Raw genomic sequence first — 23,987 nt, 5'->3', positions numbered from 1 at the left:
GGACACCAAGGAGATTCCCATGGGACAACTCGTCGATGGCGTTTGGCAAGACATCTGGTATGACACGAAATCTACCGGCGGCCGTTTCAAACGTTCAACCGCTCAGTTTCGCAATTGGGTGACCGCCGACGGTCAGCCGGGCGAACACGGCGCGGGCGGCTTCCAGGCCGAAGCGGGCCGTTATCACCTGTACGTTTCTCTCGCCTGCCCCTGGGCGCACCGCACGCTGCTGATGCGCAAATTGAAAGGGCTGGAGCAGATCATTCCAGTTTCCGTGGTGCACCCGCTGATGCTGGAAAACGGCTGGACCTTTGGCCAGGATTTTCCTGAGACCACCGGCGACCCGCTGTATCACGCCGACTTCCTGTACCAGATCTACCTGCGGGCCGACCCGCACTACAGCGGGCGCGTGACCGTGCCGGTGCTGTGGGATAAACAGCAGCAAACCATCGTCAGCAACGAATCCGCCGACATCATTCGCATGTTCAACAGCGCATTTGACGGCGTGGGCGCCCGCGCGGGCGATTACTACCCGGCCGAACTGCGCGGCAAGATCGATGAGCTGAACGGTTGGATTTACGATCGGGTGAACAACGGCGTGTACAAGGCCGGTTTCGCCACCAGCCAGGAAGCGTATGACGAAGCGGTCCACGGGGTATTCAGCGCGCTGGAGCGCCTGGAGCAGATCCTGGGGCAGCACCGCTATCTGACCGGCGATCGGCTGACCGAGGCCGACCTGCGGCTGTGGACCACGCTGGTGCGTTTCGATCCGGTATACGTCACCCACTTCAAGTGCGACAAACACCGCATCAGCGACTACCTGAACCTGTACGGTTTCCTGCGCGACATCTACCAGATGCCGGGCATCGCCGAGACGGTCAGCCTGCCGCACATTCGCAATCACTACTACCGCAGCCACGCCACCATCAACCCGTATGGCATCATTTCCATCGGGCCGGCGCAGGATCTGGACGAGCCGCACGGCCGCGACCAGCGCTTCGGTTAAGACGAAAAAAATCCCCTTGCCGCCCGGCAAGGGGATGTCATTCAACGAACGTTAACGCTGTGCGAACAGGCGCGGAATTTCGCGCAGGAACCAGGCTTTCGCCTCTCCCATGCTGTCGCGCCGCCAGGCCATGATGATGTCGGCTTCGCGGCTGTATTCCGGCCCCACCACCCGCAGCCGCCCGGCTTCGATATCTTTCTCCACCATCGGATACGGCATGGTCGCCACCCCCAACCCGGCCAGCAGCGCCAGACGCTTGTCTTCAATGGTGCTCACCGTCAGACGTTGTTGTTTATCCAGCAGCTGAACGGTCAACACCGGGCGCTCGCGGGCGGTATCCGCCACGGCGATGCCGCGGTACTTCACGCGGGTCACCTCGGACAACGGCTCCGGCTCCTGATGGATCGGGTGATCCGGCGCGGCGACATAGACGCTCATCACCTTGTACAGTTTGCGGGTGTTGATCTCCGAGGATGCGCGGAAATGCATATCCGGTGCGATCACGATGTCGGCGCGCCCCTGCTCCAGCCGCTCCCAGGCGCCCGCCAACACTTCGGTGAAAATCGACACCTGGGTATTGGCCTTCAGCGCCAGCTTGTCGACCAGCGGGAACAGCAGGCTCGGCGGTGATAACGCTTCGCTGACGATGGTCAGGTGGGTTTCCCAACCGCGCGCCAGCGCTTCGGCGTCAGTGGTCAGCTTGTCTGCCGCCTCCAGCAGCACCCGCCCGCGCTCCAGCAGCATGCGCCCCACGTTGGTGAACTTGGTGCGGTGGCCCGAACGGTCGAACAGCACCACGTCCAATTCTTCTTCCAATTTTTGCATGGTGTAGCTGAGCGCCGACGGCACCCGGCCCAATTCGTCGGCGGCCGCGGCGAAACTGCCACGCCGGTCGATCGCGTCCATCACTCTCAGCGCCTCAAGCGTGAGCGCCCGATCTCTGGCCATCACATCCCTCTGTCAGGAAATTTGAATATGCCGACCAGATTAACTGGCTAACAATCCGACGTCCAGATGCTTACCATTTGGATAATGAATTTAGAGAGCCGATTGCCATGATTACATGCAGAACAGCACAACAATGCGGGCAAGCTGACTTTGGTTGGCTGCAGGCTCGCTACACCTTTTCCTTTGGTCACTACTTCGATCCCAAACTGATGGGCTACGCCTCGCTGCGGGTACTGAATCAGGAGGTGCTGGCACCAGGCGCGTCGTTCCAGCCGCGCACCTATCCCAGCGTGGACATCCTGAACCTGATCCTGCAGGGCGAGGCGGAGTACCGCGACAGCGACGGTAACACGGTGCGTGCCAAAGCCGGCGAAGCGCTGCTGTTGGCCACCCAGCCGGGCCTGAGTTACAGCGAGCAGAACGTCAGCGGCGACACGCCGCTCACCCGTCTGCAGCTGTGGCTGGACGCCTGTCCGGAACGCAGCAACGAGCGGGTGCAGCGCCTGACGCTGCCGACGGCAGGCAGCCTGCTGCTGGCCTCGCCGGACGGCGCGCAGGGCAGCCTGCAGCTGCGCCAGCAGGTCTGGATCCACCATCTCGATCTGCAAGCGGGTGAACAGCTGACGCTGGCGATTAACGGGCCGCGCGCTTATTTGCAGTCGATCCACGGCACCATCACCGCCAACGGCGAGCGCCACGAAGAACAGCGTCTGACCTGCGGCGACGGTGCCTTCGTGCGCGAGGAGAATCGCCTGACGATCCGCGCCGAGACGCCGCTGCGCGCGCTGCTGATCGACCTGCCGGTGTAAACCAAACCGGCCGGAAAACGAAAAACCCCGCGCAACTGACGTTGCGCGGGGTTTTCTTTTGTCGAGGGAGTTGACCGGTAAGCCGGGTTCTGTCGTGGACAGTCATTCCTCTAGGCCAGCAATCGCTCACTGGCTCAAGCAGCCTACCCGGGTTCAGTACGGGCCGTACCATGTGAACCCCTATTTGGCCTTGCTCCGGGTGGAGTTTACCGTGCCACGAACTGTTGCCAGCCGCGCGGTGCGCTCTTACCGCACCCTTTCACCCTTACCTGATCCCGCTTGCGCGGGCCATCGGCGGTTTGCTCTCTGTTGCACTAGTCGTAGGCTTGCGCCTCCCAGGCGTTACCTGGCACCCTGCCCTATGGAGCCCGGACTTTCCTCCCCTCCATCTGTCTCCCCGAAGAGGACGGCAATGAAGCGGCGACTGTCTGGTCAACTCCGGCGCGGATAGTAGCGTCGCGACGGCGGCAGGTCAACCGCTTTACGGCTGTTGTTGCTCCAGCGCGTGCTTATACAACGCATTTTTCTTCACGCCGTGGATTTCCGCCGCCAGCGCCGCCGCCTTTTTTAGCGGCAGCTCTTTTTGCAGCAGCGCCAGCGTGCGCAGCGCCTCGAGTGGTAACGCATCCTCCTGCGCCTTGTGGCCTTCGACGATCAGCACCATTTCGCCGCGGCGGCGCACTTCATCTTCCTGCACCCACGCCAGCAGTTCGCCCACCGGCGCGCCGTGGATGGATTCCCAGGTCTTGGTGAGTTCGCGCGCCAGCACCACATAGCGCTGCGGGCCCCAGACGGTGACCATGTCCTGCAGGCTTTCCAGCAGACGATGGGTGGACTCATAGAAAATCAGCGTGCGCGGCTCCTCCGCCAGCGCCATCAGCGTATCCTTGCGCCCCTTGGTTTTCGCCGGCAGGAAGCCTTCGTAGCAGAAACGGTCGGAAGCGACGCCCGCAGCGCACAGCGCAGTCGTGGCGGCGCAGGCGCCCGGCAGCGGCACCACGCGAATGCCTGCCTCGCGGCAACGGCGCACCAGGTGATAACCGGGATCGTTGATCAATGGAGTGCCGGCGTCGGACACCAGCGCGATGCTCTGGCCTTCCTGCAGTTTCGCCAGCAGTTGATCGGCCTTTTGCTGTTCGTTGTGATCGTGCAGTGCGAACAGGCGCGCGTTGATCGCGAAGTGTTGCAGCAGCAATCCGGTATGGCGCGTATCTTCCGCCGCGATCAGATCAACGCTTTTCAGTACCTCTAACGCACGGTGGGTAATATCGCCCAGATTGCCGATTGGAGTGGGCACCACATACAGCGTTGATGCAGAAATGACTGATTGTTGGTGTTGATTCATTGTTTCATCCGGGTTGCCGATTTAATATTGAGCATCTTGAAAAAAACATCACTGGATACAGTATGCTTTCCTCAACATTCGTTCGTACCAAAGCAGGGCGTTCCAAGCCTGTCCGACTGACCGCAGTCATCGCCGCCGCCCTTTTCCTGGCGGGCTGTCCAAGTCGGGCCCCGCAAACGCCGCCCGCCAATATACAGGACGAAGCGAGCGCCAGCTCCGATTACTACCTGCAGCAGTTGCAGCAAAGCAGCGATGATAACAAGGCTGACTGGCAATTACTTGCTATTCGCGCCTTGCTGCGTGAAGGAAAACTGCCGCAGGCCGGCGACCAGTTGAATCAACTGCCGAAAAACCTCAGCGGCGCGCAGCAGACCGAACGCCAATTGCTGACCGCCGAACTGCAGATCGCCAACAAGAGCTACGTCAGCGCCCGCAGCACGCTGGGCCACCTGGACAGCGGTTCGCTGTCGCCGAATCAGAAGGTGCGTTACTACCAGGCGCAGATCGCCGCCAATCAGGGCAAAGCGTCGCTGCCGCTGATCCGCGCCTATATCGCGCAGGAGCCGCTGCTGACCGGTAAACCGCATCAGGAAAACCTGGACCAGACCTGGCAGGCGCTGCTGCAGCTGACGCCGCAGGAGATGAACAGCCTGGTGATCAACGCCGATGAAAACGTGCTGCAAGGCTGGTTGGATCTGCTGCGCGTCTATCAGGACAACAAGCAGGATCCCGATCTGCTGAAGGCCGGCATCAAAGATTGGCAGAACCGTTATCCGAAAAACCCGGCGGCCAAAACGCTGCCGGCTCGCCTGAACCAGGTGCTGAACTTCACCCAAGCCTCTACCTCGAAAATCGCCCTGCTGCTGCCGTTGAACGGCCAGGCGAAGGTGTTCGCCGACGCCATCCAGCAAGGCTTCGAAGCGGCGAAAAACGGCGGCTCCATGCCGGCGCCACAGCCTCAAGCCGCACAACCGGCTGCCACAGCGGCCCAAACGGCGCCGGCCGACCAGGCCGCTGCGGGTGACATCAACGCCAACGGCGCGGTCAGCCCTTCAGCGCAAGAGAGCCAGCCTGCAGTGACCGCCGCGCAACCCGCCGCACCGTCCAGCGCGCCGGTAACGCCGCTGCAGGCCGCCAATGCGCAGGTCAAAGTGTACGACACCACCAGCCAGCCGCTGGCCGCCTTGCTAAGCCAGGCGCAGCAGGATGGCGCCACTCTGGTGGTCGGGCCGCTGCTGAAAGAGAACGTCGACCAGCTGTCCGCCAGCACCACCACGCTGAACGTACTGGCGCTCAACCAGCCGGAAACGCCGAAGGATAACCTGAACATCTGTTACTTCGCTCTGTCGCCGGAAGATGAAGCGCGCGACGCCGCCCGCCACATCTGGGAACAACAGAAGCGCCAGCCGTTGCTGCTGGTGCCGCGCGGTGCCTTCGGCGATCGCGTCGCCAAGGCCTTTAACCAGGAATGGCAGAAACAGGGGGGGCAAACCGTGCTGCGTCAGGACATCGGCTCCGCCGGTGAACTGCGCCAGATGGTGAACAGCGGCGGCATCCGCATGACCGGCACGCCGATGTCGAGCGCCCCGGCGCCGCAGAGCGTCACCATCGCCGGGCTGACCATTCCGGCGCCGCCGAGCGACGTACCCGCCGCCACCGGCGGCAACGTCGACGCGGTATATATCGTCGCCACCCAGTCCCAGCTGACGCTGATCAAACCGATGATCGACATGGCCACCAGCTCGCGCGGCAAACCGGCGATGTACGCCAGCTCGCGCAGCTACCAGGCCGGCGCCGGCCCGGACTTCCGTCTGGAAATGGAAGGCCTGCAGTTCAGCGATATTCCGCTGTTGGCCGGCTCAAACCCTCAGCTGCTGCAGCAGGCCAGCGCGCGTTTCCGCAACGATTACTCGCTGGTGCGCCTGTATGCAATGGGGATGGATGCCTGGACATTGGCCAACCATTTTGCTGAAATGCGCCAGCTGCCGGGCTTCCAGGTTTCCGGCACCACCGGTACGCTGAGCGCGTCGCCGAACTGCGTGATCAACCGCAAACTGCCTTGGCTGCAATACCGTCAGGGTACGGTCGTCCCGGTCTCTTGAACCCACGCGCCTCAGGGGCGGGCTATGAGTTACTGGCCCGCCGTCATCTGGAACACGCCGGGCTCACCTTCTGCGCCGCCAACGTCGCGGTGCGCGGCGGTGAGCTCGACCTCATCATGCGCGACGGCGCCACCTGGGTGTTCGTCGAAGTGCGCTACCGCCGCAACGACGCTTTCGGCGGCGCGGCCGCCAGCGTCACCTCTCGCAAACAGCAGCGGTTGCTGCACGCCGCCGCCGTCTGGCTGGCGGGACGCGGAGCCAGTTTTGACACATCATCTTGCCGTTTTGATGTTTTGGCCATTACCGGTAGCCAGTTAGAATGGATACCCAACGCCTTCAATGCGGATTAATCGGGGTTTTGCGGCGCAGACCGGCCCTTTGACTTAGTGGATTAATACAACGTGCTGGATAGAATTAAAGTCTGTTTTACCGAAAGCATCCAAACCCAGATCGCGGCGGCGGAAGCGTTGCCTGACGCCATTTCCCGCGCGGCGATGACGCTGGTTCAATCCTTACTCAACGGCAACAAAATCCTGTGCTGCGGCAACGGCACCTCGGCGGCCAACGCGCAGCACTTCGCCGCCAGCATGATCAACCGTTTTGAAACCGAGCGCCCCAGCCTGCCGGCCATCGCCCTCAATGCCGACAACGTGGTGCTGACGGCGATCAGCAACGATCGGCTGCACGACGAAGTGTACGCCAAGCAGGTGCGCGCGCTCGGGCACACCGGCGACGTGCTGCTGGCGATTTCCACCCGCGGCAACAGCCGTGATATTGTGAAAGCGGTCGAAGCGGCCGTCACGCGCGACATGACCATCGTCGCGCTCACCGGCTACGACGGCGGCGAACTGGCCGGGTTGCTCGGCCAACAGGATGTCGAGATCCGCATCCCGTCGCACCGCAGTTCGCGCATTCAGGAAATGCATATGCTTACCGTAAACTGCCTGTGCGACCTGATAGACAATACGTTATTCCCCCACCAGGACGATTAAGGAACTGAGATGAAGCTAAAAGCCACATTTGCAGTGCTGTCCAGCGCCCTGCTGTTGCAAGGCTGTATCGCCGGCGTCGTCGTCGGCAGTGCGGCCGTCGCCACCAAAACCGCCACCGACCCGCGCAGCGTAGGGACTCAGGTAGATGACGGCACGCTGGAAGCCAGGGTCGAGAGCGCCCTGAGCAAAGACCAGCAGTTGAAGAAAGAAGCCCGGGTGGTCGCCACCGCCTATCAGGGCAAGGTGCTGTTGACCGGTCAGTCGCCTAACGCCGACCTCACCGCGCGCGCCAAGCAGATCGCCATGGGCGTGGAAGGCACCACCGAAGTGTATAACGAAATCCGCCAGGGCACGCCGGTCAGCCTGAGCACCGCCTCCTCCGACACCTGGATCACCACCAAGGTGCGTTCGCAGCTGTTGACCAGCGATACGGTGAAATCGTCCAACGTGAAGGTCACCACCGAAAACGGCGAAGTGTTCTTGCTGGGCCTGGTCACGCAGCAGGAAGGGCAATCGGCGGCGCAGATCGCCAGCCAGGTCAGCGGCGTGAAGCACGTCACTACCGCCTTTACCTATGTGAAGTAACCCTCTCTGCGGGAGCGGCGCTACGCCGTTCCCGCTCGCTTAATCCAGCTTGTTCTCGCGTAAAAACGTTTCCCCGCCCAACTGCCGCATCTGACGCATGATCCACTGTTGACGCTGCACCACATAGCCGGACGGCGCATCGGCCCTGAAACGGTGCGGATTCGGCAATACCGCCGCCAGCAGCGCCGCTTCGGCTGCGGTCAGGCGCTTGGCCGGCTTATGGAAAAAGCGTTGTGAAGCCTCCTCCACGCCGAACACCCCATCGCCGAACTCTACGATGTTCAGATACACCGTCAGAATGCGCCGCTTGGTCCACACCAGCTCGATGCCCGACGTCAGCCCGGCCTCCAGCCCTTTGCGCAGCCAGCTGCGGCCATCCCACAGAAACAGATTCTTGGCGGTTTGCTGCGACAGCGTGGACGCGCCGCGGATGCGCGTCGGGCGTTTCTCGTTGTGGCTGAGCGCCTTTTCAATGGCCGCCACGTCGAAGCCCCAATGATCGGGAAACTTCTGATCTTCCGCCGCCATCACCGCCAGCGCCATCTGCGGCGAGATATCGTCCATCGACACCCAGTCAGAATGAGCGACGTAGCCGAAGTCGCCGCTCAACCAGGCGCTGACTTGCCGCTCCACCATCACGGCGGAAAACGGCACCGGCAGGAAAGCAAAGGCCACAATGCCCAGCACCCACAGGCCGATAATCGCGATGACGCCGCGCTTCAGCCAATACCACGGGCGCAGCCGCCGCCATCCGCCGAGCGATTTTCTCATTCAGCCAGTTCCAGCACCCGCGCCACCAGTTTGTCGATGCCGAGGGCCGCCTGCGCGATCGACGGCGCCAGCATATAGGCCGGCGTGGTCACGATCTTATGTTCGCGGTCCACCACGATGTCGTCCACCGGGCAAATCACCGGCTCTCCGCCCATGGCGTCAATCACTTCCCCCAGGTCGGGATCGTTGCCAATGGTCAGCCGCGCTTGTTGATCCAGCAGCTTCGGCAACAGCGCCGGCGCGATGCACATCAGGCCAATTGGTTTGTTGGCCTTATGCATCTCGCGCGTCAGGCGCGCCAAATCTTCATCGACCCAACATTCCGCGCCGGCTTCGGCGAAATTGCTGAGATTCTTGGCGGCGCCGAAGCCGCCGGGCACGATCAGCGCATCCAGCTGCGCGGCTTCCGCCAGCGCCAGCGGCTGCACAGCGCCGCGGGCGATGCGCGCCGATTCAATCAGGACATTGCGCGACTCCGCCATCTCATCACCGGATAAGTGATTGATAACATGGCGTTGAGGTTTATCCGGCGCAAAGCACACCGCCTGGGCGCCGGCGCGGTCCAACGCCAGCAGCGTCAACACCGCTTCATGGATCTCTGTACCGTCATAAACGCCGCTGCCGCTGAGGACGACACCCACCTTTTTCATCACTCTTACTCCTGTCGCTGCTGTCAACTGGTTCGTGCTCGGAGTTGACAAACACTAATCTACATCACACATTTTAATGAATCTTCTAACAAGAGCGCTTACATTTGCTATGTTGTTGGCTGTATGATGTTTAGGAATTCGCTACAACCTGCTCGACCAGAACACTGAAACCAATACGCAGGTTCACAATTTCCCTGGTGTTGGCGCAATATTCGCGCACCCCGGCTTAGGTCGGGGTCATTTTTTTTCAGCGTTCTCAACCCAAGCCCGCAGCACCTGCACATCGTTGCGCCACTCTTGTTTCAACTCATCCACCCAATCCTGCACGTTATCCCACCAGGCCGGCAGCGTAGGCGTTTGAATTTGTTGTGCCAGCTGCTGCAGGTGGCGCAGACCGACCGAACCGGCGGCGCCCTTGATCTTGTGCCCTTCCTCGGTGATGCCTTTCTGATCGCGCGCCGTCATGTTGGAATCCAGCACCGCCAGATAGCCCGGCATCATCTGTTCGAACATCTCCAGGCTTTGGTGGATCAACTGCGGGCCAACCAGGTCCATGTACTGCTCCAGCATCGCGGTATCGAGTAACGACTCATTAATCTGCATCGCCTTGTGCTCCGTTTTCTTAGAAGTGTGAGAAGGTTGATGATCCCAATAGTGTTTGATGACCTGGGTCAGCGCCGGCACCGACAACGGCTTGCTCAGCACATCGTCCATGCCCGCCTCGAGATACTCTTTTTTGTCTTTCAGCACGTTGGCGGTCAGGGCCACCAGCGGCGGCAGCGCCTGCCCGGCATAGCGCTCACGCAGCGCCCGGGCGATATCCAGCCCTGTCATGTCCGGCAGTTGGATGTCCAGCAGCACCAGATCGAACTCGTCCGGATCGAACATCGCCAGCGCGTCGTGGCCGTTCATCGCCACCTCGACGCTGTTGCCCAGCTTCTCCAGCACCGAGCGCGCCACGATCACGTTCAGTTCGATATCCTCCACCAGCAGGATGTGCAGCGCCGGCAACGGCAGCTCCTCTTCCTCCGGCGCCGCGCTGACGGCTTCCTGCACCGCCGGCGCCTTGATGGTCAGGGTGAAGCAAGAACCGTGCCCCTGTTCGCTGCGCACGGTGATGTCGCCGCCCATGCTCTGCGCCAGCCGCTTGGAGACCGCCAGCCCGATGCCGGTGCCGGTGGCCGGGCGGCCACCGCGCTGATCTTTCACCTGATAATACATGGCGAAGATCTTGTCCTGCTCGTCCTGCGGGATGCCCATGCCCGAGTCTTCCACCTCGAACACCAGCTTCTCCGGCGCCTCGCGCCGCACGCGCACCACGATTTGGCCCTGCTGGGTAAATTTCACCGCGTTGCCGATCAGGTTCCACAGGATCTGCCGCAGGCGGGTGCCGTCGGTCACGATCTGCTGCGGCAGCGGCGTCTGCGGCTCCATGACGAACTGCAGCCCTTTCGGCTGCGCCAGCAGGCCCGAGAGGTTCTCCAAATCCGCCAGGAAGCCGGTGAAGTCCACCGGCTGGTTGTCGAGCTGCACCTTGCGCCGCTCGAGCTTATCCATTTCGATAATGTCGTTGAAGATGTTGCCGAGGGTGATAGCGCTGACGTGAATGGTCTTCAGGTATTTCAGCTGCTCATCGTTCAGCTCGGTATCGAGCAGGATGCGGCTCAAGCCGACGATGCCGTTAAGCGGCGTACGCAGCTCGTGGCTGATCGTTGAGATAAAGGTGGTCTTCTCCCTACTGGCATTCTCCAGCGCGTCCTGGTAGCGCTTACGCTCGGTAATATCGCGGCCGAAGCCCATCAGCCCGTGGCGTTTGCCCACCCGGTCGTAAAACGGCACCTTGCGCAGCTCGAAACAGGCCTTGCGGCCGTCGGGATACACCAACCACTGTTCGTAGGTCAGCGAGACGTTGTGGCGGAACACCTTCTCGTCGGTTTCGATCACCTTTTCGGCGATCTCCTGGCCGTAGACGTCGAACGGCGTCAGGCCGATCAACTGCTTCTCGCTCTTGCCGGTCAGCAGCTCCATCGCGCGGTTGCAACCGGAAAACTCTTTGTCTTCGTTGCGGTAATAAACCAGATCCGGCGAGGCATCGAGGAAGGAACGCAACAGCGCCGATTGCTGGCCCAGCTCAATCTGCGCCAGTTCGCGCTGTTCCATCTCTTCCGTCAGCTTTTCCATCACCTGCAGACGCTCTTCCTCCGCCTTGATACGGTCGGCGATCTCCTGGTTCAGCTGGCTGATATTGTCTTTAAGCTGCTGGTTGAGCTCCAGATCGCGGTGGCGCATCTCCTCGAGCTTGTCCACCAACCGCGCCAGCCGTTGGCGCGACTCCTCCAACTGCTCCACCACCACAGAGAGGAAATAGACCGCCCACGGGGTGATCAGCAGGCCGAAGAAAATCGAACGCACCACGTCGATGCTTTCCACTTCGCCGCGCAGCAGCATGGTCACCGCCATCTGCACCACCATCGCCAGCACCACCAGCGCCGAGGCCAGCAGCAGCGAGAAGCGCACCAACCCCAGTTTTACCATTAAATCGACGTAGTACTGGGCCAACACCCGGATTTGCTTCATAGCGGCTCCCATCAGACACAATCTTTTGAATCATACCGTAAAACAGCGGTGAGATAAGGCGGCAAACGCCGAAGTGTGGCAAAGATTGCACTTCAGAGCGGCATGCCAGGGCGGTAGCGCCGCTTTTCATCCAGCGCACTGCCCTGCCCGCCGTGCCGTTGCAGATAAGCGCCGACCGCCTGCATGCCGCTCCAGCGGTTTTCGCACCACAGCGGCGCCAGCAGCGTAGGCCGGCGGGCGCTGGCGGAAAGGCGGTGGTACACCACGTCCCCCGGCGTATGGCGGATCATCTCCCCGGCGCTGGCGGCATAATCCTCCAGCGCCAGTTCGGACAAACGCCCGGCCTGCCAAGCCCGCGCCAGGGTACTGCCGGTGACGACGTGCAGCGGGTGGAGCTTGATGCCGTCGACGCCGGTCTGCGTCACCTGCTGCAGCGTGAGCAGATGATCGCGCTGGGTTTCTCCCGGCAGCCCGACGATCAGATGGCAGCACACCTTCAGACCGCGCTGTCGAGCGAGGCGTGCGGTCTGCTGATAGCAGCGGAAATCATGGCCGCGGTTGATGCGCTTTAGCGTTTTATCGTGCGCCGTCTGCAGCCCCAGTTCCAGCCACACTTCATAGCCTTGTTCGCGGTAGCCCGCCAGCAGGTCCAACGCGGCGGGCGGCACGCAGTCCGGCCGGGTGCCGACGCACAGGCCGACCATGTCGCTCTGCGCCAGCGCCTGCCGATACATCGACGCCAGCAGTTCGACCTCCGCATAGGTGCTGGTATAGGCCTGGAAATAGGCCAGATAGCGCCGCGCCCGGTCGACCCGCGCGGCCTGCCGCGCCAGCTGTTCGGCGATGCTCTGCTGCTGCATCGTTTCATCGGCGAACGACGCGACGTTGCAAAATGTACAGCCGCCGCGTCCCAGCGTGCCGTCGCGGTTTGGGCAGCTGAATCCGCCGTGTAGCGTGAGTTTATGGATCTTTTCGCCATAGCGGCGCTGGAGATCCGCACCAAACATATTGACTAATTGCGGCAACTGCATAATCTTGGTGATTCTCTGTGTTCAAAGCCGCGATGCTAATAAGAAACGGTTTTTCCCGCGATGACAGAGATCAACGCTTTCCCCGCAAGGCGCCATCACGCATAACCATTCATCATAAACGCAAATAAATTCACTATAATTCTGATGAATTATTCTAATCATCACGCAACCGTTAACGGCAATATGACAACGCGGTGAAAAATAGTCATAAACATCAACAAAGCAATATCTTATAGAATAAAACTCTGTCATTAACCCCCGCACTAGCATGGTGCAGAGATTAAGGGGTTGCACTATAGTGAGACAGCTCACACTTCTGCGGGGATCCGCGTTGCCCCACGATAGTGCAAAAATGCATTAAAACATTTATTTTTCAAATAAATAAACATCATCAATTCGATAAGAATCTATCTTAAGCCCACATTTGACCTGCGAATTCTTTCTCGCTAAGTTGGAAGTCCGCTGGAAGCTTTCTGGACGGGCAAACGTCTCGTCATATTTATGCAGTAATTGAAGACTCCCTCTTAAAACAAGTCCTATACCACTTGTGAGACCGTCACGAGAGGCCATTGATGGAGGGCGGAAAAGCAGATTGGCGGGGTTAACTTGCTGATTGGACTTCTGCCTGAAATTGGGAAGCCCCCTCGCAGTAGGTTGTGAGAGTCACGCAGAGCCTGGGGAGGTTCACTGATATGTTGTACGATAAATCCCAAGAGAGGGACAACTGTGGTTTCGGCCTGATCGCCCACATAGAAGGCGAACCTAGCCACAAGGTGGTGCGCACCGCCATTCACGCGCTGGCCCGCATGCAGCACCGCGGCGCGATCCTGGCCGACGGCAAGACCGGCGACGGCTGCGGCCTGTTGCTGCAAAAACCCGATCGCTTCTTCCGCATGGTGGCGGAAGAGCGCGGTTGGCGCTTGGCCAAGAACTACGCCGTCGGCATGATGTTCCTTAGCCAGAATGAAGAGGAAGCGCGCCTCAGCCGCCGCATCGTGGAAGAAGAGCTGCAAAACGAAACGCTGTCGATCGTCGGCTGGCGTGAAGTGCCGACCAACCCGGACGTGCTGGGTGAAATCGCCCTCTCCTCCCTGCCGCGCATCGAGCAAATCTTCGTTAACGCCCCGGCCGGCTGGCGCCCGCGCGATATGGAACGCCGCCTGTTCGTGGCGCGCCGCCGCATCGAGAAACGCGTGCAGGACAACAGTTTCTACGTCTGCAGCTTCTCCAACCTGGTGACGATCTATAAAGGCCTCTGCATGCCTGCGGATCTGCCGCGCTTCTATCTCGATCTGGCGGACCTGCGCCTGGAATCGGCCATTTGCCTGTTCCACCAGCGTTTTTCCACCAACACCGTGCCGCGCTGGCCGCTGGCGCAGCCGTTCCGTTACCTGGCGCACAACGGCGAAATCAACACCATCACCGGCAACCGCCAATGGGCGCGCGCCCGTACCTATAAATTCCAAACGCCGCTGATCCCGGATCTGCAGGCCGCCGCGCCGTTCGTCAACGAAACCGGCTCCGACTCCAGCTCGCTGGACAACATGCTGGAGCTGCTGCTGGCGGGCGGGATGGATCTCATCCGCGCCATGCGCCTGCTGGTGCCGCCGGCCTGGCAGAACAACCCGGACATGGACGGCGATCTGCGCGCCTTCTTCGACTTCAACTCGATGCACATGGAGCCGTGGGACGGCCCGGCCGGCATCGTGATGTCCGACGGCCGCTACGCCGCCTGTAACCTCGATCGCAACGGCCTGCGCCCGGCGCGCTACGTGATCACCAAAGACAAGCTGATCACCTGCGCCTCCGAAGTCGGCATCTGGGATTACCAGCCGGACGAAGTGGTGGAAAAAGGCCGCGTCGGCCCCGGCGAGCTGATGGTGATCGACACCCGCAGCGGCCGTATCCTGCACTCGGCGGAAACCGACAACGATCTGAAAAGCCGCCATCCGTATAAAGAGTGGATGGAGAAAAACGTCAAACGTCTGGTGCCGTTCGAAGATCTGCCGGACGATCAGGTTGGCAGCCGCGAGCTCGACGACGCACAGCTCGAGACCTACCAGAAACAGTTCGGCTACAGCAGCGAAGAGCTGGATCAGGTGATCCGCGTGCTGGGCGAGATCGGCCAGGAAGCCACCGGCTCGATGGGCGACGATACCCCGTTCGCCGTGCTCTCCAGCCGGCCGCGCATCGTTTACGACTATTTCCGCCAGCAGTTCGCGCAGGTCACCAACCCGCCTATCGATCCGCTGCGCGAAGCGCACGTCATGTCGCTGGCCACCAGCATCGGCCGTGAAATGAACGTGTTCTGCGAAGCCGAAGGCCAGGCGCACCGCCTGAGCTTCAAATCGCCGATCCTGCTGTACTCCGATTTCAAACAGCTCACCACGCTGGAAGGCGAATACTATCGCGCCGAGACCCTCGATCTGACCTTCGATCCGCAACAGCAGGATCTGGAGCAGACCATTCGCGCCCTGTGCGACGAAGCGGAACGCAAGGTGCGCGAAGGCGCGGTGCTGCTGGTGCTGTCCGACCGCGCCATCGCGCCCGGCCGCCTGCCGGTACCGGCCCCGATGGCAGTTGGCGCCGTACAAACCCGCCTGGTGGAGAAAAGCCTGCGCTGCGACGCCAACCTGATCGTTGAAACCGCCAGCGCCCGCGATCCGCACCACTTCGCCGTGCTGCTCGGCTTCGGCGCGACCGCCATCTACCCGTATCTGGCCTATGAAACCCTGGCCAAGCTGGTGGACAGCCAGGCGATCGACAAGAAATACCGCGACGTGATGCTGAACTACCGCAACGGCATCAACAAGGGCCTGTACAAGATCATGTCCAAAATGGGCATCTCGACCATCGCCTCTTACCGCTGTTCCAAGCTGTTCGAAGCGGTCGGCCTGCACCGCAATCTGGCAGATCTGTGCTTCCAGGGCGTGGTCAGCCGCATCGGCGGCGCCAGCTTCAGCGACTTCCAGCAGGATCTGCAGAATCTTTCCAAGCGCGCCTGGCTGAAACGCAAACCGCTGGAGCAAGGCGGCCTGCTGAAGTTCGTGCACGGCGGCGAATACCACGCTTACAACCCGGACGTGGTGAACTCGTTGCAAAAAGCGGTGCACAGCGGCGAGTACAGCGACTATCAAGCCTACGCCAAGCTGGTGAACGAGCGGCCGGTCGCCATGCTGCGCGATCTGCTGGCCATCACGCCGAAAGGCGAACCGATCCCGGTCGATCAGGTTGAACCGGCGGAGTCGCTGTTCAAACGCTTCGACACCGCGGCGATGTCGATCGGCGCACTGAGCCCGGAAGCGCACGAGTCGCTGGCGATCGCCATGAACGGCCTCGGCGGTTTCTCCAACTCCGGCGAAGGCGGCGAAGATCCGGCGCGCTACCGCACCAACAAGGTGTCGCGCATCAAACAGGTGGCCTCCGGCCGCTTCGGCGTGACGCCGGCCTATCTGGTGAACGCCGATGTGATCCAGATTAAGGTGGCGCAGGGCGCCAAGCCGGGCGAAGGCGGCCAGCTGCCGGGCGACAAAGTCACCCCGTATATCGCCAGACTGCGTTACTCGGTGCCGGGCGTGACCCTGATCTCCCCGCCGCCGCACCACGATATCTACTCGATCGAAGATCTGGCGCAGCTGATCTTCGACCTGAAGCAGGTCAATCCGAAGGCGGTGATCTCGGTGAAACTGGTGTCCGAACCGGGCGTCGGCACCATCGCCACCGGCGTGGCGAAAGCCTATGCCGATCTCATCACCATCGCCGGTTACGACGGCGGCACCGGCGCCAGCCCGCTGTCCTCGGTGAAATACGCCGGCTGTCCGTGGGAATTGGGCCTGGTGGAAACCCAGCAGGCGCTGGTGGCCAACGGCCTGCGCCACAAGATCCGCCTGCAGGTGGACGGCGGCCTGAAAACCGGCGTGGACATCGTCAAAGCGGCGATCCTGGGCGCGGAAAGCTTCGGCTTCGGCACCGGGCCAATGGTGGCGCTGGGCTGCAAATACCTGCGCATCTGCCATCTCAACAACTGCGCGACCGGCGTCGCGACTCAGGACGACAAACTGCGCCGCGATCACTACCACGGCCTGCCGGAACGCGTGACGAATTACTTCCAGTTTATCGCGCGTGAAACCCGCGAGATCATGGCGCAGCTGGGCGTGAGCCAGCTGGTGGATCTGATCGGCCGCACCGAGTTCCTGACCGAGCTGGACGGCATCTCCGCCAAACAAAACAAGCTGGATCTGTCGCCGCTGCTGAAAACCGCCACGCCGCATCCGGGCAAAGCGGTGTACTGCACCGAAAGCAGCAACCCGGCGTTCGACAAGGGCCTGCTGAACAAAGAGCTGCTGGCGCAGGCGCAGCCGCACATCGAAGCGAAACAGGGCAAAACCTTCTACTTCGACATTCGCAACACTGACCGCTCCGTGGGCGCCATGCTGTCCGGCGCTATCGCCAACGCGCACGGCGATCAGGGCATGGCGGCCGATCCGATCAAGGCGCACTTCTCCGGCACCGCCGGGCAGAGCTTCGGCGTCTGGAACGCCGGCGGCGTCGAGCTGACCCTGACCGGCGACGCCAACGACTATGTCGGTAAAGGCATGGCCGGCGGCAGCATCGCGGTGCGTCCGCCGATCGGCTCCGCCTTCCGCAGCCATGAAGCCAGCATCGTCGGCAACACCTGCCTGTACGGAGCCACCGGCGGCAAACTGTTCGCCGCCGGCCGCGCGGGCGAACGTTTCGCGGTGCGCAACTCCGGCGCCATTACCGTGGTGGAAGGCATCGGCGACAACGGCTGTGAATACATGACCGGCGGCATCGTCTGTGTGCTGGGTAAAACCGGCATCAACTTTGGTGCCGGCATGACCGGCGGCTTCGCCTACGTGCTGGACGAAGACGGCGAGTTCCGCAAGCGCGTGAACCCGGAGCTGGTGGAAGTGCTGGATGTCGATCAGCTGGCGATCCACGAGGAGCACCTGCGCGGCCTGATCACCGAACACGTGCAGGCGACCGGCTCTTCCCGCGCGGAAGAGATCCTGGCCAACTGGCCGGAGTGGGCGCCGAAGTTCGCCCTGGTCAAACCAAAGTCCAGCGATGTCAAAGCGCTGTTGGGTCACCGTAGCCGTTCCGCAGCCGAGCTGCGGGTGCAGGCGCAGTAAGAGGTAGGTCATTAATGAGCCAGAACGTTTATCAATTTATCGACCTGCAGCGTGTTGATCCGCCAAAGAAACCGCTGAAAATCCGCAAAATCGAGTTCGTCGAGATCTATGAACCGTTTTCGGAAACCCAGGCCAAGGCCCAGGCGGATCGCTGTCTGTCCTGCGGCAACCCGTATTGCGAGTGGAAGTGCCCGGTGCACAACTACATCCCGAACTGGCTGAAGCTGGCCAACGAAGGCCGCATCATGGAAGCGGCGGACCTGGCGCATCAGACCAACAGCCTGCCGGAAGTGTGCGGCCGCGTATGCCCGCAGGATCGCCTGTGCGAAGGCTCCTGCACCCTGAACGACGAGTTCGGCGCGGTCACCATCGGCAATATCGAGCGCTACATCAGCGATAAGGCCATCGAAATGGGCTGGAAGCCGGACATGTCGCACGTGCAGCCGACCGGCAAGCGCGTGGCGATCGTCGGCGCCGGCCCCGCCGGGCTGGCCTGCGCCGACGTGCTGACCCGCAACGGTGTCAAAGCGGTGGTGTATGATCGTCATCCGGAGATCGGCGGCCTGCTGACCTTCGGTATCCCGGCCTTCAAGCTGGAAAAGGACGTGATGATCAAACGCCGCGGCATCTTCAGCGAGATGGGCATCGAGTTCCAGTTGAATACCGAAGTGGGCAAAGACGTCAGCATGGAGACTTTGCTGAGCGAGTACGATGCGGTGTTCCTCGGCGTCGGTACCTATCAGTCAATGCGCGGCGGCCTGGAGAACGAGGAGGCGCAGGGCGTGTACGACGCACTGCCGTTCCTCATCGCCAACACCAAGCAGCTGATGGGGTATGAAACCGAGCAGCACGAGCCTTATGTCAGCATGGAAGGCAAACGCGTGGTGGTGCTGGGCGGCGGCGATACCGCCATGGACTGCGTGCGCACCTCGGTGCGTCAGGGCGCGACGCAGGTCACCTGCGCCTACCGCCGCGACGAAGCCAACATGCCGGGCTCGAAGCGCGAAGTGAAGAACGCCCGGGAAGAAGGGGTGGACTTCCAGTTCAACCTGCAGCCGCTGAGCATCGAACTGAACAGCGCCGGCCGCGTAGCCGGAGTGAAAATGGTGCGCACTCAGTTAGGCGCGCCGGATGCCAACGGCCGTCAGGCGGCGGAGCAGGTGCCGGGTTCCGAGCACGTGATCGACGCCGATGCGGTGGTGATGGCGTTCGGCTTCCGCCCGCACCGCATGGACTGGCTGGCGGCGCATGACGTGCAGCTCGACAAACAGGGCCGCATCCTGGCACCGGAAGGCAACGACAACGCGTTCCAGACCAGCAACCCGAAAATCTTCGCCGGTGGCGACGCGGTGCGCGGCTCCGACCTGGTGGTGACGGCGATCGCCGAAGGCCGCAAAGCGGCAGACGGCATCATGAACTACCTGGAAGTGTAAACCTCCCGTACCATCCGAGGCCCGGCACATTGACGGGCCTCTGTTTTTAGCCTGCCACGCTTTGTAACAACCTCCCCTCTCCTTACCGCCTCAACGCGCTATAGTATTGAGTTAGCACCATTGCGGGGCGCGGCTGCGCCTGACACCGAGATAAGGATAGCGAACATGAAATGCTCCATTTCCCTGTTGGCCGGCGCGCTGCTGGCCGCCAGTTTCAGCGCTTCAGCCATGGCGCCGGATTCGCAGGAGGTCGGTTACAATATCGAAGCGCGCGGCGCGCGGCCGGTCGTGGCGCAGTTGGGTAAGGCCGGGCAGTTCAGCGCCGTAGAAAACAGCATCCGGCTGGGGGACGACAACTGGATTGCCCTGGCGCCCAAGCTGGCCGGCGGCGGCAACGCCGGCTTTACCGCCGGTATCAAATCGGCCCTTTCCGCGGCCCTGATCTACAATCCGGCGGCGGTGTTGCAGGCGCTCAACCAGGGCAACGATCTGCCGCTTAATGACATCTGCACCGCGCCGCCGGAGGTGCAAGGCGACACCGCCATCACCAGTTTCCGCCAGCGCGCAACCCGCGCCCTGTCTACCGTGCGCGTCGGCGATCTCAGCGCGCCCCGCGATGCCTGCATTGCCGCCCTGAAAGGCTGACCCGCTTCTGCCGGGCAAAAAAAAAGCACCCCTTAGGGTGCTTTTTCATTTGCTCTGGCGGGATTATTTCACCACGCGCAGCGCCGGGCGGCCACCGCGCGGCGGCTGCGGCGGCTCGTCATCCGAGCCGTTGTCTTCCGCAGTATCCGGGCGATCGCCGTCGATCACTGACATCAGCGTTTCCGAAGGGATCGTCTCATTGTCCAGACCTTCGAACACGCCTTCGCTCTCGTCGTAGGCGGCTTCCGGTTCGAACATCGTGCCGGCGCCGTTTTCACGCGCATAGATCGCCAGCACGGCAGCCATCGGCACCGAAACCTGACGCGGCACGCCGCCGAAGCGCGCGTTGAACTGCACGTCTTCGTTGCCCAACGCCAGGTTGCCTACCGCGCGCGGCGCGATATTCAGCACGATCTGGCCGTCACGCGCGAATTCCATCGGCACCTGAACATCAGGGCGAGTCACGTCGACCACCAGGTGCGGCGTCAGCTGGTTATCCAGCAGCCAGTCGTAGAACGCCCGCAGCAGATACGGGCGACGCGGCGTCATCTGAGACATGTCCATAGCGCTTAGCCCCGGGTTTGCAGGCGCATTTCACGCTCGGCTTCGGTCAGGGAAGCCAGGAAAGCGTCGCGTTCAAAGACGCGGGTCATGTAGCCTTTCAGCTCTTTGGAGCCGGCGCCGCTCAATTCGATGCCCAGCTGCGGCAGACGCCACAACAGCGGTGCCAGGTAGCAATCCACCAGGCTGAACTCTTCGCTCATGAAATACGGCGCCTGACCGAAGATCGGCGCGATCGCCAGCAGCTCTTCGCGCAGTTGGCGGCGGGCGGACTCCGCTTCCTGACCGCTGCTTTTCTCGATCTTGTCCATCAGCGAGTACCAGTTCTTCTCGATGCGCAGCATCATCAGACGGCTCTCGCCACGGGCAACCGGGTAAACCGGCATCAGCGGCGGGTGCGGGAAACGCTCATCCAGGTATTCCATGATGATGCGGGATTCATACAGGGTCAGTTCGCGATCGACCAGCGTAGGCACCGTCTGGTAAGGGTTGAGGTCAATCAGATCTTGCGGCAGGTTATCCATTTCGACCTGCTCGATCTCGACGCTGACACCTTTCTCCGCCAGTACGATGCGTACTTGATGGCTAAAAATGTCGGTCGGGCCAGAGAACAGCGTCATTACCGAACGTTTGTTGGCAGCGACAGCCATGAAAACCTCCAAGTTATCTAGAAAATACTGCGAATAGCCAACTGACAGGCTGCTATCCTGAATAATCTTGCCGCAGGCCGGCAGCACGCAGCGCGACCCGAGCCCATGAAAAACCGGCCCAGGCGGTCAACTGCACGGCGAACAGGCGCAAAAGTGGGTGATAGTTTACCAGATTTTGCTTGTTTTGTGGGGACGCTGCGGCGAATTCATGTTGAATTGTCTGATATGCCACAGATTTTAGTCGGGGACGGCGGATTTCAGGCATAAAAAAACCCGGTGAAGCACCGGGTTTTTTGCGTAAATCGCACTGCCGAAGCAGCGAAAATTAACGCTTGGAGAACTGCGGACGACGACGTGCTTTACGCAGGCCGACTTTCTTACGTTCAACCTGACGAGCGTCACGGGTGACGAAGCCAGCTTTACGCAGTTCAGAACGCAGAGTCTCATCGTACTCCATCAGTGCACGGGTGATACCGTGACGGATAGCGCCAGCTTGACCGGAGATACCACCACCTTTAACGGTGATGTACAGGTCCAGTTTGCCAACCATGTCGACCAGCTCCAGCGGCTGACGAACTACCATGCGGGCAGTTTCGCGACCGAAGTACTGTTCCAGGCTGCGCTGGTTGATAACGATGTTACCGTTGCCCGGCTTGATGAAGACGCGAGCGGCGGAGCTTTTGCGGCGACCAGTGCCGTAGTATTGATTTTCAGCCATTGCCATTAATCCCGATTAAATGTCCAGAACTTGCGGTTGCTGTGCCGCGTGATTGTGCTCGGTGCCCGCGTAAACTTTCAGTTTACGGAACATAGCACGACCCAGCGGGCCCTTTGGCAGCATGCCTTTAACCGCGATTTCAATCACGCGCTCAGGACGGCGGGCAATCATCTCTTCAAAGGTCGCTTGCTTGATACCACCGATGTGGCCGGTGTGGTGGTAGTACACTTTGTCTGTACGCTTGTTGCCGGTTACAGCAACTTTGTCAGCGTTCAGAACGATGATGTAATCACCGGTATCCACGTGCGGGGTGTATTCCGCTTTATGCTTGCCGCGCAGGCGACGAGCCAGTTCAGTAGCGAGACGGCCTAAAGTTTTACCATCTGCATCAACAACGTACCAGTCGCGTTTTACGGTTTCTGGTTTAGCTGTAAAAGTTTTCATTAGAAAGCTTACCCAATAATTAGTTACACGTTGGTGAACACCCAAACGCTCGAAAACAGTTGAGGCTCACACGACCATACAAGTCCAGCAAACCTACCCCTTCGAATAGCCATTGCCGGCACTATAAAGTTTTTGGGAAAAAAAACTTTGTTGTAACGTGGGGTCGCAAGATTATAGAGAAGTCGCTCACAAAGATCGAACGGTTTTTGAATGGAAAATAAATTTATCGCCGGTGGCGGACAACCGGCGATACGGCGGCGACAAGCCTGCGGACTCAGGGCAGATGCGGCAGCTTGAGATACTCTTCGCTCTGCATTTCCTGCAGGCGCGACAGGCAGCGCTGGAATTCAAATTTCAGTTGCACCCCCTGATAGATCTCGAACATCGACGCTTCGGCACCGATCACCAGCTTGATGTGCCGCTCGTAGAATTCGTCCACCAACGCCAGGAAACGGCGCGCGGTATTCTCTTTCAGCGGCCCCATCACCTGCACATTATACAGGATCACGCTGTGATACAGCCGCGACAGCGCAATATAGTCCAGCTGGCTGCGCGCCTCTTCGCACAGCGTGTGGAAATCTACCGCCAGCACGCCGTCCACCGAACGGATCGCCTGCAGCGGCCGATGGTTGATCTGCAGCACCGGCGCCTCCTCCCCCGCCTTGCCCGCCAGCTTGACGAACATCCGATCCAGGGTCTCGCGCGTTTGCTCGCCCAGCGGCGTCAGGTAGAGGTGCGCCTGGGTCAGGGTGCGCAGGCGATAGTCGATGCCGGCGTCAACGTTCATCACGTCGCAGTATTCGTTGATGAGATCGATGGCCGGCAGAAAACGCGCCCGCTGCAGGCCGTTGCGGTAGAGATCGTCCGGCGGGATGTTCGAGGTGGCCACCAGGGTGATGCCGCGCGCGAACAGCGCCTGCAGCAGCGTGGCCAGCAGCATGGCGTCGGTGATGTCGGACACGAAGAACTCGTCGAAGCACAGCACGTCGGTTTCGGCCTTGAAGCCGTCGGCGACGATTTCCAGCGGGTTTTCCTGCCCTTGCAGCTCGGTCAACTCTTCATGCACCCGCAGCATGAAGCGGTGGAAGTGCAGACGCATCTTGCGATCGCCCGGCAAGCTGTGGAAAAACATGTCCATCAGCCAGGTTTTGCCGCGCCCGACGCCGCCCCACATATACAGCCCCTGCACCGGACGCTGCGATGCCGTTTCGCCGCCCTTGCCCAGCAAACGGCTGAGCTTGCCGCGCAAGCCGCCGGCAGGCGCGCTCACCGCCGGTTTTTGCAGCAGGGCCTGATAAATGCGATCCAGTTGAGTGACGGCCCGGCGTTGAACCTCATCGGCCTGATATTCCCCCGCATCCAGCGCCTGCTGGTAGCGAGATAACGGTGATAGTGCCTGCATCTGTTCGATGTTCCCTAAGAACGCTTAGAAATTATTTAGCCAACGTTGGCGGCAAGTTGATGCCGATTCGCACCGTTATCGCCACAAATGCCCGCTGCGGGCGCCGTTGAAAACCCCTGTAAACACTGGGTGGAAGCGCATCAGGATTCCACTCGGACAAGGTTA

At 61.0% G+C, this 23,987-nt stretch carries 20 protein-coding genes and 1 other RNA gene; 9 read left to right on the top strand and 12 right to left on the bottom strand.

The features are described 5' to 3' along the window. Positions 1–19 precede the first annotated feature (19 nt). Complete coding sequence (locus GKN89_RS15275; RefSeq protein WP_063918705.1) at positions 20–1,006, top strand: glutathione S-transferase family protein; 987 nt, start codon at positions 20–22, stop codon at positions 1,004–1,006. A gap of 51 nt (positions 1,007–1,057) precedes the next feature. On the opposite strand, the gene GKN89_RS15270 is transcribed toward GKN89_RS15275, so the two are convergent. Beyond that, positions 1,058–1,954, bottom strand: a complete 897-nt coding sequence (locus GKN89_RS15270; RefSeq protein ID WP_004937113.1) for a LysR family transcriptional regulator — start codon at positions 1,952–1,954, stop codon at positions 1,058–1,060. A gap of 107 nt (positions 1,955–2,061) precedes the next feature. On the opposite strand from GKN89_RS15270, the gene GKN89_RS15265 reads away from it, so the two are divergent. Beyond that, positions 2,062–2,763 carry a pirin family protein gene (locus tag GKN89_RS15265; protein ID WP_154747286.1) on the top strand — a complete coding sequence of 234 codons (702 nt, stop codon included), beginning with the start codon at positions 2,062–2,064 and terminating at the stop codon, positions 2,761–2,763. A gap of 62 nt (positions 2,764–2,825) precedes the next feature. On the opposite strand, the gene rnpB is transcribed toward GKN89_RS15265, so the two are convergent. Continuing rightward, positions 2,826–3,203: RNase P RNA component class A (gene rnpB / locus GKN89_RS15260), an RNA gene on the bottom strand. Between the two features lie 41 nt (positions 3,204–3,244). After that, positions 3,245–4,108 carry a 16S rRNA (cytidine(1402)-2'-O)-methyltransferase gene (gene rsmI / locus GKN89_RS15255; protein ID WP_004937108.1) on the bottom strand — a complete coding sequence of 288 codons (864 nt, stop codon included), beginning with the start codon at positions 4,106–4,108 and terminating at the stop codon, positions 3,245–3,247. Positions 4,109–4,170: 62 nt separating this feature from the next. Here rsmI and GKN89_RS15250 point away from each other — a divergent pair, with 62 nt between their 5' ends. Genes GKN89_RS15250 through dolP form a run of 4 tightly spaced genes read left to right on the top strand, consistent with a single transcriptional unit; the run spans position 4,171 to position 7,787 of the window. Next, complete coding sequence (locus GKN89_RS15250; protein ID WP_025160117.1) at positions 4,171–6,210, top strand: penicillin-binding protein activator; 2,040 nt, start codon at positions 4,171–4,173, stop codon at positions 6,208–6,210. After that, positions 6,207–6,560, top strand: coding sequence for a YraN family protein (locus GKN89_RS15245; RefSeq protein WP_019453117.1), 354 nt, complete (start codon positions 6,207–6,209; stop codon positions 6,558–6,560). Before GKN89_RS15250 ends, GKN89_RS15245 begins: the two co-directional genes overlap by 4 nt. A gap of 51 nt (positions 6,561–6,611) precedes the next feature. Continuing rightward, positions 6,612–7,202, top strand: coding sequence for a DnaA initiator-associating protein DiaA (diaA, locus tag GKN89_RS15240; protein ID WP_004937103.1), 591 nt, complete (start codon positions 6,612–6,614; stop codon positions 7,200–7,202). Positions 7,203–7,211: 9 nt separating this feature from the next. Further along, positions 7,212–7,787, top strand: a complete 576-nt coding sequence (dolP, locus tag GKN89_RS15235; RefSeq protein ID WP_021505102.1) for a division/outer membrane stress-associated lipid-binding lipoprotein — start codon at positions 7,212–7,214, stop codon at positions 7,785–7,787. A 39-nt stretch (positions 7,788–7,826) separates the two neighbouring features. Here dolP and mtgA read toward each other — a convergent pair whose 3' ends face one another. From mtgA to GKN89_RS15215, 4 genes are all read right to left on the bottom strand, one after another. Beyond that, positions 7,827–8,558 (bottom strand): monofunctional biosynthetic peptidoglycan transglycosylase, encoded by a 732-nt coding sequence (mtgA, locus tag GKN89_RS15230; protein WP_019453119.1) that lies wholly within the window; start codon positions 8,556–8,558, stop codon positions 7,827–7,829. Then, positions 8,555–9,208 (bottom strand): isoprenoid biosynthesis glyoxalase ElbB, encoded by a 654-nt coding sequence (gene elbB, locus GKN89_RS15225; RefSeq protein ID WP_019453120.1) that lies wholly within the window; start codon positions 9,206–9,208, stop codon positions 8,555–8,557. Before elbB ends, mtgA begins: the two co-directional genes overlap by 4 nt. A gap of 237 nt (positions 9,209–9,445) precedes the next feature. Then, a complete protein-coding gene (gene arcB / locus GKN89_RS15220; RefSeq protein ID WP_019453121.1) occupies positions 9,446–11,785 on the bottom strand; it encodes an aerobic respiration two-component sensor histidine kinase ArcB in 2,340 nt (779 codons plus the stop codon). A 92-nt stretch (positions 11,786–11,877) separates the two neighbouring features. After that, a complete protein-coding gene (locus GKN89_RS15215; protein WP_154747285.1) occupies positions 11,878–12,816 on the bottom strand; it encodes a TIGR01212 family radical SAM protein in 939 nt (312 codons plus the stop codon). Positions 12,817–13,508: 692 nt separating this feature from the next. On the opposite strand from GKN89_RS15215, the gene gltB reads away from it, so the two are divergent. From gltB to GKN89_RS15200, 3 genes are all read left to right on the top strand, one after another. Continuing rightward, complete coding sequence (gltB, locus tag GKN89_RS15210) at positions 13,509–17,969, top strand: glutamate synthase large subunit (protein ID WP_154747284.1); 4,461 nt, start codon at positions 13,509–13,511, stop codon at positions 17,967–17,969. Positions 17,970–17,983: 14 nt separating this feature from the next. After that, positions 17,984–19,402, top strand: coding sequence for a glutamate synthase small subunit (locus tag GKN89_RS15205; protein ID WP_019453124.1), 1,419 nt, complete (start codon positions 17,984–17,986; stop codon positions 19,400–19,402). 165 nt (positions 19,403–19,567) lie between these two features. Next, entirely contained in the window at positions 19,568–20,047 is a 480-nt protein-coding gene (locus GKN89_RS15200) for a hypothetical protein (protein ID WP_019453125.1), read from the top strand. A 63-nt stretch (positions 20,048–20,110) separates the two neighbouring features. On the opposite strand, the gene sspB is transcribed toward GKN89_RS15200, so the two are convergent. The 5 genes from sspB to zapE all read right to left on the bottom strand — a co-directional run bounded on the left by sspB (position 20,111) and on the right by zapE (position 23,822). Beyond that, positions 20,111–20,611: a ClpXP protease specificity-enhancing factor gene (gene sspB / locus GKN89_RS15195; protein ID WP_033654801.1), complete on the bottom strand. Its 501-nt coding sequence runs from the start codon at positions 20,609–20,611 to the stop codon at positions 20,111–20,113. 5 nt (positions 20,612–20,616) lie between these two features. Continuing rightward, positions 20,617–21,258, bottom strand: coding sequence for a stringent starvation protein SspA (gene sspA, locus GKN89_RS15190; RefSeq protein WP_004937082.1), 642 nt, complete (start codon positions 21,256–21,258; stop codon positions 20,617–20,619). A 325-nt stretch (positions 21,259–21,583) separates the two neighbouring features. After that, complete coding sequence (gene rpsI, locus GKN89_RS15185; protein ID WP_004937080.1) at positions 21,584–21,976, bottom strand: 30S ribosomal protein S9; 393 nt, start codon at positions 21,974–21,976, stop codon at positions 21,584–21,586. A 15-nt stretch (positions 21,977–21,991) separates the two neighbouring features. Continuing rightward, a complete protein-coding gene (gene rplM / locus GKN89_RS15180) occupies positions 21,992–22,420 on the bottom strand; it encodes a 50S ribosomal protein L13 (protein ID WP_004937079.1) in 429 nt (142 codons plus the stop codon). A 274-nt stretch (positions 22,421–22,694) separates the two neighbouring features. Then, positions 22,695–23,822, bottom strand: a complete 1,128-nt coding sequence (zapE, locus tag GKN89_RS15175; RefSeq protein ID WP_154747283.1) for a cell division protein ZapE — start codon at positions 23,820–23,822, stop codon at positions 22,695–22,697. Positions 23,823–23,987 lie beyond the last annotated feature (165 nt).

Origin of the sequence: Serratia sp. YC16, assembly GCF_009707615.1 — a bacterium.
GTDB classification, from domain to species: Bacteria; Pseudomonadota; Gammaproteobacteria; order Enterobacterales; family Enterobacteriaceae; genus Serratia; species Serratia surfactantfaciens.
The sequence above is the reverse complement of the archived record's forward strand: the minus strand, read 5'-3'. Positions and strand labels throughout refer to the sequence as shown.

Excerpts from the sequence above, each read along its gene's own strand:
- GKN89_RS15215 (WP_154747285.1), bottom strand. The coding sequence starts at position 12,816 with ATGCAGTTGCCGCAATTAGTCAATATGTTTGGTGCGGATCTCCAGCGC.
- elbB (WP_019453120.1), bottom strand. The coding sequence starts at position 9,208 with ATGAAAAAGGTGGGTGTCGTCCTCAGCGGCAGCGGCGTTTATGACGGT.
- sspB (WP_033654801.1), bottom strand. The coding sequence starts at position 20,611 with ATGGACATGTCTCAGATGACGCCGCGTCGCCCGTATCTGCTGCGGGCG.
- GKN89_RS15265 (WP_154747286.1), top strand. The coding sequence starts at position 2,062 with ATGATTACATGCAGAACAGCACAACAATGCGGGCAAGCTGACTTTGGT.
- rplM (WP_004937079.1), bottom strand. The coding sequence starts at position 22,420 with ATGAAAACTTTTACAGCTAAACCAGAAACCGTAAAACGCGACTGGTAC.
- sspA (WP_004937082.1), bottom strand. The coding sequence starts at position 21,258 with ATGGCTGTCGCTGCCAACAAACGTTCGGTAATGACGCTGTTCTCTGGC.
- zapE (WP_154747283.1), bottom strand. The coding sequence starts at position 23,822 with ATGCAGGCACTATCACCGTTATCTCGCTACCAGCAGGCGCTGGATGCG.
- gltB (WP_154747284.1), top strand. The coding sequence starts at position 13,509 with ATGTTGTACGATAAATCCCAAGAGAGGGACAACTGTGGTTTCGGCCTG.
- GKN89_RS15275 (WP_063918705.1), top strand. The coding sequence starts at position 20 with ATGGGACAACTCGTCGATGGCGTTTGGCAAGACATCTGGTATGACACG.
- mtgA (WP_019453119.1), bottom strand. The coding sequence starts at position 8,558 with ATGAGAAAATCGCTCGGCGGATGGCGGCGGCTGCGCCCGTGGTATTGG.
- rsmI (WP_004937108.1), bottom strand. The coding sequence starts at position 4,108 with ATGAATCAACACCAACAATCAGTCATTTCTGCATCAACGCTGTATGTG.
- rpsI (WP_004937080.1), bottom strand. The coding sequence starts at position 21,976 with ATGGCTGAAAATCAATACTACGGCACTGGTCGCCGCAAAAGCTCCGCC.
- dolP (WP_021505102.1), top strand. The coding sequence starts at position 7,212 with ATGAAGCTAAAAGCCACATTTGCAGTGCTGTCCAGCGCCCTGCTGTTG.
- GKN89_RS15270 (WP_004937113.1), bottom strand. The coding sequence starts at position 1,954 with ATGGCCAGAGATCGGGCGCTCACGCTTGAGGCGCTGAGAGTGATGGAC.
- GKN89_RS15250 (WP_025160117.1), top strand. The coding sequence starts at position 4,171 with ATGCTTTCCTCAACATTCGTTCGTACCAAAGCAGGGCGTTCCAAGCCT.
- GKN89_RS15205 (WP_019453124.1), top strand. The coding sequence starts at position 17,984 with ATGAGCCAGAACGTTTATCAATTTATCGACCTGCAGCGTGTTGATCCG.
- arcB (WP_019453121.1), bottom strand. The coding sequence starts at position 11,785 with ATGAAGCAAATCCGGGTGTTGGCCCAGTACTACGTCGATTTAATGGTA.
- GKN89_RS15200 (WP_019453125.1), top strand. The coding sequence starts at position 19,568 with ATGAAATGCTCCATTTCCCTGTTGGCCGGCGCGCTGCTGGCCGCCAGT.